This is a genomic window from Subtercola vilae, assembly GCF_004923255.1.
GTDB classification, from domain to species: Bacteria; Actinomycetota; Actinomycetes; order Actinomycetales; family Microbacteriaceae; genus Subtercola; species Subtercola vilae.
This window is the reverse complement of record NZ_QYRT01000006.1, coordinates 74,727-87,489: the sequence shown is the minus strand read 5'-3', so window position 1 is coordinate 87,489 and position 12,763 is coordinate 74,727. Positions and strand designations below refer to the sequence as shown.

Here is a 12,763-nt window from a genome sequence, read left to right as displayed (position 1 = left end):
GGGGCCCTCTGTGTGCAGACTACGACCGGTTAGTTGTACGTACCGGGGGTGTAGTCGTCGCTCGAGAAGCTGTCGAAGTCGACGAACGACAGATCAGCTTCGGAGAACACCGCGTCATCTGTGAAGATGCGGTTCGGGTAGCGCTCGGCCTTGGCCTCTTCGGTTGCCTCAACGGTGACGTTGCGGTACTTCTGAAGGCCGGTTCCGGCCGGGATGAGCTTTCCGATGATGACGTTCTCTTTGAGGCCGACCAGCGGGTCGCTCTTGCCCTCCATGGCGGCCTGCGTGAGAACACGCGTGGTCTCCTGGAAGGAAGCGGCGCTCAGCCATGACTCGGTCGCGAGCGAAGCCTTGGTGATACCCATGACTTCTTGACGGGCCGAAGCGGTCTTGCGACCCTCGGTCAGTGCCTCGCGGTTGAGGATGTTGTAACGCTGGCGGTCAACGAGCTCACCCGGCAGCAGATCGGTGTCACCGTGGTCGACGACGGTCACCTTGCGGAGCATCTGTCGAACGATGACCTCAATGTGCTTGTCGTGGATGGGCACACCCTGCGAGCGGTAGACACCCTGAACGCCACCGACGAGGTGCTCCTGCACGGCGCGAACGCCACGCACTCGCAGAACCTCTTTCGGGTCGATCGCGCCGACGTGCAGCTGCATGCCGAGCTCGACGTGATCGCCGTCTTCGATGAGAAGGCTGGCACGCTTCAGAACCGGGTAGGCAATTGCTTCGTCGCCGTTGTCGGGCGTCAGAATCAGCTTGCGGCTGCGGTCGGTGTCTTCGATGGTGATGCGGCCCGAAGCTTCTGCGATGGGCGACGCACCCTTGGGGGTACGCGCTTCGAAGAGCTCCTGAACGCGAGGCAGACCCTGCGTGATGTCATCAGCCGATGCAGAACCACCCGTGTGGAAGGTACGCATGGTCAGCTGGGTGCCGGGCTCACCGATCGACTGTGCGGCGATGATGCCGACGGCCTCTCCGATGTCGACCAGCAGACCAGTGGCGAGCGAGCGACCGTAGCAGGCAGCACACACACCGACGGCCGACTCGCAGGTCAGAACCGAGCGCACCTTGATGTTCTCGACACCAGCCTCGACGAGCTTGTCGATGAGCACGTCACCGATGTCTTCGCCGGCTTCGGCCACGACCGTACCCTGGGCATCCACTGCGTCTGCAGCGAGGCTCCGGGCGAACACCGAGTTCTCGACGTTCGAGTCGGCGACCAGCACGCCCGACGCGTCGAGCGCGGCGATCGGCAGGTCGAGACCCTTGGTGGTGCCACAGTCGTCTTCGCGAATGATGACGTCTTGCGAGACATCGACCAGACGACGGGTGAGGTACCCCGAGTCAGCCGTACGCAGAGCAGTGTCAGCCAGCCCCTTGCGAGCACCGTGCGTCGCGATGAAGTACTCAGCAACTGAGAGGCCTTCACGGTACGACGAGATGATCGGGCGAGGGATGATCTCACCCTTCGGGTTGTTCACCAGGCCACGCATACCCGCAATGTTGCGGATCTGCAGCCAGTTACCACGAGCACCAGAGGTCACCATGCGGTTGATGGTGTTGTCGGCCGGGAAGTTCGCCTGCATGGCCTCGGCGACGTCTTCGGTCGCTTTGGTCCAGATCTGGATGAGCTCCTGGCGACGCTCGGCGTCGGTGGTGAGGCCCTTCTCGTACTGCGACTGCACCTTGGCGGCGAGCTTCTCGTACTGCAGAACGATCTCGCGCTTGTTCGGCGGGGTGAGAACGTCAGAGAGAGCAACGGTGACGCCTGAGCGGGTAGCCCAGTAGAAACCGGCATCCTTGATGCGGTCGAGTGCAGCAGCAACTTCAACCTTCGGGTAGCGCTCAGCGAGGTCGTTGACGATGGTCGAGATGTGACCCTTGTCGGCGACTGCTTCGACGTAGGGGTACCCCACGGGGAGCGTCTCATTGAACAGCGCGCGGCCAAGTGTGGTCGTCACCAGGGTCACGCCGGGAGCGTGGTTGCCTTCGGCCAGCAGGGCGCCTTCGGGCACCTCCCCCTCGGCGAACGTGATGTTCGTGAGGCGGATGCGCACCTTGGCGTTGAGGTCGAGCGTGCCCTGGTCGTTGGCCAGAATCGCCTCGGCGACGCTCGAGAATGCACGGCCTTCGCCGGTCACTCCCTCTTTCAGCGTCGTGAGGTGGTGCAGGCCGATGATCATGTCCTGCGTGGGCAGGGTCACGGGGCGACCGTCAGAGGGCTTCAGGATGTTGTTCGACGCGAGCATCAGGATGCGCGCCTCGGCCTGGGCCTCGACCGACAACGGAAGGTGAACGGCCATCTGGTCGCCGTCGAAGTCTGCGTTGAACGCGGTGCAGACGAGCGGGTGCAGCTGGATGGCCTTACCCTCGACGAGCTGAGGCTCGAACGCCTGGATACCCAGACGGTGAAGCGTGGGTGCACGGTTCAGCATGACCGGGCGCTCACGGATGATCTCTTCGAGAACATCCCACACCTGGGGACGGCTGCGCTCGACCATACGCTTCGCGGCCTTGATGTTCTGAGCGTGGCTCAGGTCGATCAGGCGCTTGATGACGAAGGGCTTGAACAGCTCGAGTGCCATCTGCTTGGGCAGACCACACTGGTGCAGCTTGAGCTGAGGGCCACCGATGATGACCGAACGGCCCGAGTAGTCGACGCGCTTGCCGAGCAGGTTCTGGCGGAACCGACCCTGCTTTCCCTTGAGCATGTCGCTCAGGGACTTCAGGGCGCGGTTGCCCGTACCCGTGACGGGGCGGCCACGACGACCGTTGTCGAACAGGGCATCCACAGCCTCTTGCAGCATGCGCTTCTCGTTGTTCACGATGATCTCGGGGGCACCGAGGTCGAGCAGGCGGCGAAGGCGGTTGTTGCGGTTGATCACGCGGCGGTAGAGGTCGTTGAGGTCAGACGTCGCGAAACGCCCACCGTCGAGCTGAACCATCGGGCGAAGCTCCGGCGGGATGACAGGCACCACGTCGAGAACCATGGCGGCCGGCGAGTTGCCGGTGATCAGGAACGAGTTGACGACCCGGAGGCGCTTGATGGCGCGGATCTTCTTCTGGCCCTTGCCCTCAGAGATCTGCAGGTGCAGCGTGTCTGATTCGGTGGCGAGGTCGAAGGCTTCGAGGCGCTTCTTGATCGCCTCGGCGCCCATGTAGGCCTCGAAGTACTGTCCGTAGCGGTCTTGAAGCTCGTGGAAGACGGAGTCTTCGGGCTTCAGTTCGCCGACCTTGAGGCTGCGGAAGTCTTCCCACACGCGCTCGAGCTGGGCGATCTGCTCGTCGAACGACTTGCGGGCCTGACCCATCTCCTTCTCGGCTGCATCTTTGGTGCGGCGCTTCTGGTCGCTCTTGGCGCCTTCTGCCTCGAGGGCAGCAAGATCGGTCTCGAGCTTCTGGAGGCGGTCGGCAATGCGGCTGTCGCGCTGGTCAGACAGGGCCTTGATCTCGAGACGCAGTTCGTTCTCGAGGCCGGGCATGTCTTCGTGACGAGCATCGACGTCGACCGAGATGATCATGTAGGCAGCGAAGTAGATGACCTTCTCGAGGTCTTTCGGAGCCATGTCGAGCAGGTAGCCGAGGCGCGAGGGAACGCCCTTGAAGTACCAGATGTGGGTGACCGGGGCGGCGAGTTCGATGTGACCCATGCGCTCACGGCGCACCGACGACTTCGTGACCTCTACGCCACAGCGCTCACAGACGATGCCTTTGAAGCGCACTCGCTTGTACTTGCCGCACGAGCACTCCCAGTCACGGCTCGGGCCGAAGATCTGTTCTCCGAAGAGACCGTCTTTCTCAGGCTTCAGCGTGCGGTAGTTGATCGTCTCGGGCTTCTTGACCTCACCGTGCGACCACTTGCGAATGTCGTCTGCCGTAGCGAGACCGATTCGCAGTTCGTCAAAAGTTGTAACGTCGAGCAATTTATATTCTCCTGAAATTAGGAAGTTACAGTTTTCGTTCAGGTGTCGATGTGATTCGCGAAACCATCGATTCGCGGTTCGCGAATCACATCATTAGCTGGCTCAGATGTCGTCGATGGACGAGTTCTCGAACCGAGTGGAGATGTTGATGCCCAGTTCTTCTGCAGCGCGGAAGACCTCATCATCGGTGTCGCGGAGGCTGACCGCAGTACCGTCGGCAGACAGCACCTCGACGTTCAGGCAGAGCGACTGCATCTCTTTGATGAGCACCTTGAAGCTCTCGGGGATACCGGGCTCCTGGATGTTCTCACCCTTGACGATGGCCTCATACACCTTCACGCGGCCGAGGATGTCGTCTGACTTGATCGTCAGAAGCTCCTGCAGGGCGTAAGCGGCACCATAGGCCTCGAGTGCCCACACTTCCATCTCACCGAAGCGCTGGCCACCGAACTGCGCCTTCCCACCCAGCGGCTGCTGCGTGATCATGGAGTAGGGGCCGGTGGAGCGAGCGTGGATCTTGTCGTCGACAAGGTGGTGCAGCTTCAGGATGTACATGTAACCGACCGAGATCGGGCGCGGGAACGGCTCGCCTGAGCGGCCGTCGAACAACGTCGCCTTGCCGGTGCCGTCGATGAGACGGTCGCCGTCGCGGGTGGGGAGGGTCGAGTCGAGCAGACCTGCGATCTCCTCCTCCAGCGCGCCGTCGAACACGGGGGTCGCAACCTTCGTGTTGGCCGGAGCCTGGTGAGCTGCCTCGGGAAGACGGCCGGCCCACTTGTTGTTCTTGCCCTCGACCTGCCAGCCCTGCTTGGCGATCCAGCCCAAGTGAATCTCCAGCACCTGGCCGAAGTTCATTCGTCCCGGAATACCGAGCGGGTTCAGCACCACGTCGACGGGGGTACCGTCAGCGAGGAACGGCATGTCTTCGACGGGCAGGATCTTCGCGATGACACCCTTGTTGCCGTGACGGCCGGCAAGCTTGTCACCCTCGGTGATCTTGCGCTTCTGGGCGATGTAGACCACAACGCGCTGGTTGACACCAGAGCCCAGCTCATCGTCGTTCTCGGCAGAGAACTCCTTGACGGCGATGATGGTTCCGCGCTCACCGTGGGGCACCTTGAGGCTGGTGTCGCGAACTTCGCGGCTCTTCTCGTTGAAGATCGCACGCAGCAGGCGCTCTTCGGCGCTGAGCTCGGTCTCGCCCTTGGGCGTGACCTTGCCGACGAGGATGTCGCCGGGGCGAACTTCGGCTCCGATGCGAATGATGCCGCGCTCGTCGAGGTCGGCGAGCAACTCGGGGCTGACGTTCGGGAGGTCACGAGTGATCTCCTCCTTGCCGAGCTTCGTGTCGCGGGCATCGACCTCGTACTCTTCGATGTGAATCGAGGAGAGAGTGTCGTCTTTCACCAGGTTCTGGCTCAAGATCATCGCGTCTTCGAAGTTGTAGCCCTCCCACGGCATGAATGCCACGAGCAGGTTCTTGCCGAGTGCGAGCTCGCCGTTCTCGGTGGCGGGGCCATCAGCGATGACCTGGCCGACCTCGATGCGCTCGCCCTCGTTGACGATGACACGCTGGTTGTAGCTCGTGCCCTGGTTAGAGCGGTCGAACTTACGGAGGTAGTAGGTTTCGACTCCACCCTCATCGAGCAGGATGCTGACGACCTCAGCCGAGACCTCCTGAACGACACCGGCACGGTTGGCCGTGACCACGTCGCCGGCGTCGATGGCTGCAAAGCCCTCCATACCGGTTCCGACCAGCGGGCTGTCGCTCATGAGCAGAGGAACGGCCTGGCGCTGCATGTTCGCACCCATGAGGGCGCGGTTCGCATCGTCGTGCTCGAGGAACGGGATGAGGCTCGTCGCAACCGACACCATCTGGCGCGGCGAGACATCCATGTAGCCGATGTCTTCGATCGGGAAGAGGTCGACCTCGCCACCCTTCTTACGTGCGAGCACGCGGGGGTCGGCGAAGCGGGCGTCTTTGGTGAGGGGCGCGTTGGCCTGGGCCACCACGTACTCGTCTTCTTCGCTCGCGGTCAGGTAGTCGATGTTCTCGGTGACCACGCCGTCGACGACGCGACGGTACGGGGTCTCGATGAAACCGAACGAGTTGATGCGGGCGAACGAGGCCAGCGAACCGATCAGGCCGATGTTCGGGCCTTCCGGGGTCTCGATGGGGCACATGCGGCCGTAGTGGCTGGGGTGCACGTCTCGAACCTCGACGCCGGCACGCTCGCGTGACAGACCACCCGGGCCCAGCGCGGAAAGGCGACGCTTGTGCGTCAGGCCCGCGAGGGGGTTGTTCTGGTCCATGAACTGGCTCAGCTGCGAGGTACCGAAGAACTCCTTGATCGCGGCGACGACGGGGCGCACGTTGATCAGGGTCTGCGGGGTGATCGCTTCGATGTCTTGCGTGGTCATGCGCTCGCGAACGACACGCTCCATCCTGCTCAGACCCGTGCGGACCTGGTTCTGGATGAGCTCGCCGACGGCACGGATGCGACGGTTGCCGAAGTGGTCGATGTCGTCGATGTCGAGACGGATGTCGACGGCCTTGCCACCGCGGGTGCCAGGAAGTGTGGTCTGGTTCTCGTGGAGAGCGACCAGGTACTTGATGGTGGCGATGATGTCTTGGTTGGTGAGAACCGAGTCAGACAGGGCCGACTCGAGGCCGAGCTTGCGGTTGATCTTGTAACGACCGACCTTCGCGAGGTCGTAGCGCTTCGAGTTGAAGTAGAAGTTGTCGAGAAGCGCGCGTGCGGCTTCAGCGGCAACCTGCTCGCCCGGGCGGAGCTTGCGGTAGATGTCTTTGAGCGCCTCTTCTTTGGTGAGGATCGAATCCTTCTCCAGAGTGGCTTCGATGCTGGAGTAGCCCTTGAACTGCTCGAGGATCTCTTCGCTCGTAAGGCCGAGGGCCTTCAGGAACACGGTGACGCTCTGCTTGCGCTTGCGGTCGATGCGAACGCCGACCTGATCACGCTTGTCGATCTCGAACTCGAGCCAGGCACCGCGGCTCGGAATGATGCGCGCCGAGTAGATGTCTTTGTCGCTGGTCTTCTCGAGCTGGCGGTCGAAGTACACACCGGGGCTACGAACGAGCTGCGACACGACGACACGCTCGGTGCCGTTGATGATGAACGTGCCCTTCTCGGTCATGAGCGGGAAGTCGCCCATGAAGACCGTCTGGGTCTTGATCTCACCGGTGAGGTGGTTCATGAACTCGGCCTCGACGTACAGCGGGGCGGCGTAGGTCTTGCCGCGCTCCTTGCACTCGTCGATGGTGTACTTCTCGGGCTCGAGGAACGGGCTCGTGAAGCTGAGCTGCATGGTCTCGCCGAGGTCTTCGATCGGGGAGATCTCCTCGAAGATCTCATCGAGGCCGGAGTGCTCGGGAAGGTCTTGACGGCCCTGCTTCTTGGCCTCGGCAACACGCGTCTTCCACGCGTCGTCACCGACAAGCCAGTGAAAGCTCTCGGTCTGCAGTGCAAGCAGATCGGGGACAGTCAGGTTGTCTGAAATTTTGGCGAACGAGAGTCGCGATGCTCCGCGACCGTTCTTGGGTGTGGTGGTGGTTGCGTTGCTCGCAGCAGCCAAGGAAATAACCTCCGTGGACCCCGTCGGGTCAGTACTGGGTTTACTTTTGGTCGAACTCGCCAGACCCTCGAATAGAACCCTGTTGGTTGCATTTTGATGTGCACAGGAGTTCTAGAGTGATGCTGCGGTTTCATCGGACGAAGACGATTCTGCAGCGCGAGCCAACCGCAATATGAAGGCATAGGAGTACTGGGAGCGCAAAGAACAACTATATGCCGCTTGAACCTCGGTGTCTAGTCTGCGCCTTGACCAATTTTCGGTCTTCGGGTATAACCGGCTGGCCGTGCCTCGCGACGAGCGCAGGTAGGGTCGGAGGGTGAGCGAAAACAGGGGGCGACGGCGCGGCGAGGGCGACGAGAACGCGGCGGTCACGCTGTCGAACGGGTTTCGCGCGGTGGTCGAGGCCGACCGGCACCAGCCAGGGGCGTTCACGCTCGTGGTCGACGGAACCCCGCAGTCGCACGTGGCACTCGACGACCCCACCTACCTGAGCTTCGAGTACGTGCGGCGCATCGGCCACGCCATCGACCTGGTCGCGGCAGAGGGCCAACCGATCACGGCCGTGCACCTCGGCGGTGGCGCGTTCACGCTGCCCCGCTACATCGCATCCACCCGCCCGGGCTCACGCCAGCAGGTGGTCGAGCTCGAGAGCGACCTGGTCGACTTCGTGCGCGAGAACCTGCCGCTTCCGCGCGAGGCGCAGATCCGCATCCGGCACGGCGACGCCCGCGAGGTTCTGGCGAAGCTTCCACTGGGGCTGAAGGGAACGGTCGACTTTCTCGTCGTCGACGTGTTCTCTGGTGCACGCACGCCCGCGCACGTGACGAGTATGGAGTTCTATACGATCGCTGCGGGCCTGATGGCGGGCGCGGGCATTCTCGCGGCGAATGTGGCCGACGGTGCCGGGCTGGCCTTCGCACGCAGCCAGGCCGCGACGCTGTCGGCCGTGTTCGCGCATGTCGCGCTGGTGGTTGACCCGCAGGTGCTGAAGTCGCGCCGGTTCGGAAACGTGGTGATGTTCGCCTCTGACGCCGAGCTTCCGTTCGACAGGTTGCCACGGCTGGTTGCGAGCGATCCGACGCCCGCGAAGGTCGTCGAGGGTGCCGAGCTGAAAGCGTTCATCGCGAGCGCGCCCGTTGTGACAGACCAGACGGCCATCCCCTCTCCTCCCCCGGCCCGAAGCATCTTTCAGGTGAAACCGGGCAGCGCGAGCTGAGGGTTGGTGCGAGCCAGCGTTCGATGCGGGCATCCGGATGCCCGGGGCTTCGTCTTTGCGGCACCGAGGTTGCCCAGCGTGGCGCAGGTGCGGCCGGGCTGACCGGCGATTAGGCTGAAACGCAGCTGCACTTCGCATGCCCGATTCGCACGCCTGAGTTCTGGAGCACGTTCTGAGTATCATCACCGGTTACGACCCGAAGACGCTGCGCGAGACCATCGACGTGGCCGCTGCGGAGAGCCGTCTTACCGATATAGGCACCCTACGGAGCCTCACCGCCTTGAACGAGAAGGTCAGCCTGCTGCGGCTGCTGGGCCGCATCGACGAGGCCTGGGACATCGCGAACGAGGCGCTGCGCCAGGCCCGTTTCTCTGGCGACCGTGAGCAGGCGCTCGCCGCACGCATTCGCCGTGCGCAGGTTCAGCAGTACCAGGGCAAGCTGGCTGCGGCACTCACCGACCTCACCATCTGCGTCGAAGAGGCGCGCGGGCACGAGTGGGGGGCGCTCGAGGCGACCGCGCTGCACAACCGCGGCAAGGTCTACTTCGACCAGCGCGACTACGTGGATGCCCTGGCCGACTTCAAGGCCGCGGTGTTCCTCTGGGAGAAGACAGGCGCGTCGATCGACCAGCTCGAGGGTTCACTCATTGCCATCGGCGTTGCGGAAGCGTTCGTCTGAGGTGTGCGGCGGTGACGGGGCGCACTGCGCCCCTGCCCGCACCGCCACAGGCCTGTGGATAACTTCTGCGCGGTGTCGCACGAGTGATTTAGGATCTGGGCGTGGCTGAACTTCTCCGTGTGCGCTCGTGGGCCAATGCCCTCATCACCCTTCACCTCGACCCGGCGATCTGGTCGTTCGGGTTCGACAACGCCAAGACGCGCGCCGGGCAGTGCAACTACACCCTGAAGCACATCTCGGTGTCGCGGTACCTAGCGGCGCGGTACGAAGACGACGAGATTCACCAGGTACTGCTGCACGAGATCGCGCACGCCATGGCGGGCTCCCGCGCCGGCCACGGGCCGAAGTGGCGGGCGGTGGCGAAAGAGCTCGGCTACGAGGGCAAACGCCTTCACATCGGCGAGACAGCCAGCGAACTCGCGCCGTGGCTCGGCACGTGCCCGGCTGGGCATCTGTACTACCGTTTTCGAAAGCCCGCGCGGGCGACGACGTGCTCGGTGTGCTCGCCGAGGTTCGACCGCGCGCACGTCATCGACTGGCACAAGCGCGAGATCAGCGCGGCGTCACGCCGGGCGGCGGCGACGCCGCGCTGAGGTGTGCCGCGCTCAGCGTGGCGCGGGCGACGAGCTACTCGGTGACGTCGACCTCTTTCCAGAACGCGACGTAGTTGCTGAAGTCTTTGCCGACCCGGTCGAACGCGGTGGGGTACGGGGTGGGGTAGCTCCACGCGCGGTCTTTGAGGGTGGAGTCGCCCGACTTCACGCTGAAGTACTGGCACTCGCCCTTCCACGGGCACGTGTACGGCGTCGAGCTTTCGACGAGGTACTCGCTCTTGACGCTCGCCGGCGGAAAGTACCAGTTGCCCTCGATGGCGATCAGGTCTTCTTTGGGGGCTTCGGCGATGACCTCGCCGTTGACTACTGCCTTCATGGTGTTCCTCCAGAAATCGTGCGGCCGGCACGTTCGCCGGCCTCTGCCTTCAGCTAACAGCAGTGAGCTGGGAATCAATACCCCTGGCGCCGAACACGATCGGCACCCGCTTCACGAGCCGACGACGGCCGCGGCCGCCAGCTCGTCGCCGTGGCCCGCCGCGATGAGCTCCCGGCCTGAGACGGAGGCGCTCAACAGGTGCCCCACCGCCCGCTCGAGGGCAGTGAACGATGCGCAGACGACGGCCGCCTCTGGCGAGCTGAAGTCGATTCCGAGGCCGGCGAGGGCGTCGATCACGGCACCGGCAGCGAGGGTGTCTTCGACGGTGTCGTGCGCTGCGATGACCGCGACCGAGACACGGCTGCCGGCCGCGACCTGGTGGGCGAGCATCCACTCGGCCGCACGGGTGCGCGTGGGCAGGCCCGCGAGGAACAGGGGTGGGGCGGCAGGTGTGGGCAACTCGGGGAAAGGAGGAAGTGCGGGGGGCACGAGGGTTCCGTCTGCGGAGAGGGAGGGCAGGGCATCCACCCAGACGACGACATCGGCGTGCGCGCCGACCTCAACGAGCCCCGACGCGCCACGGCCGAACCGCACCTGGTAGTGCGTCTGGGCCGCGACGGGAGCAAAAGCTGCCGCATCGGCGGGAGCTGCAACAACAACGGCAGATTCAGGAACGGCAGAAGACGGGCTCGATGTCACCCCCCAATCGTAAACGGGCACGGCGCGCGCAAAACGACGAGACTGGACGTATGAAGGTGATGCTGAAACTCGTGCTCGACACTGATCCGGATGCCGCGTGGCGGGCACTGCAGAGCCCCACGGTCTTTCGTGAGGTCTCTGCGCCGCTGCTGTCGGCGCGATCGCTCGAGGCCGGTGGGTTTCAGACGCAGTGGCCAGAGGGCGCGAACCGCGTGGCGATGTCGGCACTGGGGCTCATCCCGGTGGGCGAGCAGGTCATCGACATCGATCGCACGCACACGCAGCACGAGGGGGTGCGCATCATCCGCGACCACGGGCACGGGGTGTCTGGCGCGCTGAAGTTCACGACGCTGTGGGATCACCGCATGGCCGTCTCGGCCGACCCCGCCGGTACGGGCAAGACGCTCTACCGTGACCGACTGCTGATCGGTGCGGGGTTGATGACGCCGGCCGTCTGGGCGAGCCTGTGGGCCTTCTGGCAGCTGCGCGGGTTGCGCATGCAGCAGCTTGCGCCGGGCTGGGCCTTCGACCCTGAGCTGATGGGGCCGGATGCTGCTGAGGGGGCTGCCCATCGGGCCGCCTACCCGGCAGGTGGCGGCGACCAGGGTCGCGGAGCAGGTGCCCCTGGTGGTGCCCCTGAGAATGATTCGCACGAAGCTGAGAGCCCGGCCGAGATTCTGGCCGAACCACCGATGCCCGACTCTGACGTGTTGGGCATCGACCCCGATCTGGCCGCGTCGTGAGCGGGGCAGGCAGCGCAGGCAGCGCAGGTAGTGCGACCAGCGCCAGCGGGGCGACCAGCCCTAGCAGTGCGTCCAGCGCAATCGAGGTCGCCGACTGGCGCCAGCGCGTGTTCGGCATCTACGCAGAGGTGCGGCGGCTGATTTCAGCTGACGCAGCCGCCGCACACCGCTTCTGGCGCGACGCCCGCGACGAGCTGTTCGCCACGCATCTGCAAACCCCCCTCCTGCCCGAAGACCGGGCGGGTTTCAGCGGGCTGCCCGTCGCCGACTACGACCCGGCCTGGCGGTTCGAGGTCGCCCTCATGGCCCCGGCCGAGCCCGGGCACTTCGACTTCGAGACCGGAACCGACGGGGTTGTTCCGTTCGGGCTCATCGGCCGCGCCGAGGTGCCGGGCGTGGGCACGCTCGATGTCTGGCGGCTTGAGACGTACGGCGGCGGAATCTTCCTTCCGGTTCGGGATGCACTGGCCGGGCATCCAGGCGGAACCTACGGTGGCGGCCGCTACCTGCTCGACACCGTGAAGGGTGCACACCTCGGCGAAGGAAGCGCGCCGGGGTCGCTGGTGCTCGACTTCAACTTCGCGTACAACCCTTCGTGCGCGTACGACCCGGCGTGGGCGTGCCCGCTGGCTCCGGCGGGCGACCGGGTGGGCGTCGAGATTCCGGTGGGCGAGCTGTACCACTGAGGGTGATGGACTGATGGTGGCGGGGCGCACACACCCTCATACTGGGCCGGGACGCGGCCGTTCAGCCCCTCCTGCTATAGTGGAACTACTTGCGAGCGCAAATGCGCGCTCCCTGCGTCGTAGAACGCACATCTTCACTGAGGCTCATATCGCCCGACTCCGGTCTGGTGGTGGCGCTCGGGAAGATAAATTCTCACGGCGAACGGATGTGCCCACCGGCACCTTCGCCACACTTCCACCGGAGTTCGGCACCGCTGCGTCGCAGCGCGTCGAGTTGAGATTGCGCA

Annotated in this window: 9 protein-coding genes; 5 read left to right on the top strand and 4 right to left on the bottom strand. The window is 64.3% G+C overall.

The features are described from left to right. Positions 1 to 29: 29 nt before the first annotated feature. Together D4765_RS04610 and rpoB are read right to left on the bottom strand one after the other, a co-directional pair. Positions 30 to 3,929, bottom strand: a complete 3,900-nt coding sequence (locus D4765_RS04610) for a DNA-directed RNA polymerase subunit beta' (protein WP_136641088.1) — start codon at positions 3,927 to 3,929, stop codon at positions 30 to 32. A gap of 102 nt (positions 3,930 to 4,031) precedes the next feature. Beyond that, complete coding sequence (gene rpoB / locus D4765_RS04605) at positions 4,032 to 7,523, bottom strand: DNA-directed RNA polymerase subunit beta (protein ID WP_136641087.1); 3,492 nt, start codon at positions 7,521 to 7,523, stop codon at positions 4,032 to 4,034. Positions 7,524 to 7,839: 316 nt separating this feature from the next. On the opposite strand from rpoB, the gene D4765_RS04600 reads away from it, so the two are divergent. From D4765_RS04600 to D4765_RS04590, 3 genes are all read left to right on the top strand, one after another. Next, positions 7,840 to 8,739, top strand: coding sequence for a spermidine synthase (locus D4765_RS04600; RefSeq protein WP_136641086.1), 900 nt, complete (start codon positions 7,840 to 7,842; stop codon positions 8,737 to 8,739). A 280-nt stretch (positions 8,740 to 9,019) separates the two neighbouring features. Further along, the gene (locus D4765_RS04595; protein ID WP_237280259.1) at positions 9,020 to 9,418 is read left to right on the top strand and encodes a tetratricopeptide repeat protein; all 399 of its coding nucleotides are present in this window, start codon (positions 9,020 to 9,022) and stop codon (positions 9,416 to 9,418) included. Positions 9,419 to 9,519: 101 nt separating this feature from the next. Then, positions 9,520 to 10,011: a SprT-like domain-containing protein gene (locus D4765_RS04590; RefSeq protein ID WP_136641084.1), complete on the top strand. Its 492-nt coding sequence runs from the start codon at positions 9,520 to 9,522 to the stop codon at positions 10,009 to 10,011. A 34-nt stretch (positions 10,012 to 10,045) separates the two neighbouring features. Here the strand turns inward: D4765_RS04590 and D4765_RS04585 are convergent, their stop codons facing one another. Together D4765_RS04585 and D4765_RS04580 are read right to left on the bottom strand one after the other, a co-directional pair. Then, on the bottom strand, positions 10,046 to 10,348 hold the full coding sequence (locus tag D4765_RS04585; RefSeq protein WP_136641083.1) for a DUF427 domain-containing protein: 303 nt from the start codon (positions 10,346 to 10,348) through the stop codon (positions 10,046 to 10,048). Between the two features lie 111 nt (positions 10,349 to 10,459). After that, entirely contained in the window at positions 10,460 to 11,047 is a 588-nt protein-coding gene (locus D4765_RS04580) for a 2-phosphosulfolactate phosphatase (RefSeq protein ID WP_136641082.1), read from the bottom strand. A gap of 50 nt (positions 11,048 to 11,097) precedes the next feature. Between D4765_RS04580 and D4765_RS04575 the strand changes: the two genes are divergently transcribed. Then, entirely contained in the window at positions 11,098 to 11,790 is a 693-nt protein-coding gene (locus D4765_RS04575; protein WP_201799223.1) for a hypothetical protein, read from the top strand. Then, positions 11,787 to 12,476: a DUF1684 domain-containing protein gene (locus D4765_RS04570; protein WP_420824523.1), complete on the top strand. Its 690-nt coding sequence runs from the start codon at positions 11,787 to 11,789 to the stop codon at positions 12,474 to 12,476. The genes D4765_RS04575 and D4765_RS04570 overlap by 4 nt, the downstream gene beginning before the upstream one ends. Positions 12,477 to 12,763: the final 287 nt, after the last annotated feature.

Coding starts and splice junctions, on each gene's coding strand:
- D4765_RS04585 (WP_136641083.1), bottom strand. CDS start 10,348: ATGAAGGCAGTAGTCAACGGCGAGGTCATCGCCGAAGCCCCCAAAGAA.
- D4765_RS04575 (WP_201799223.1), top strand. CDS start 11,098: ATGAAGGTGATGCTGAAACTCGTGCTCGACACTGATCCGGATGCCGCG.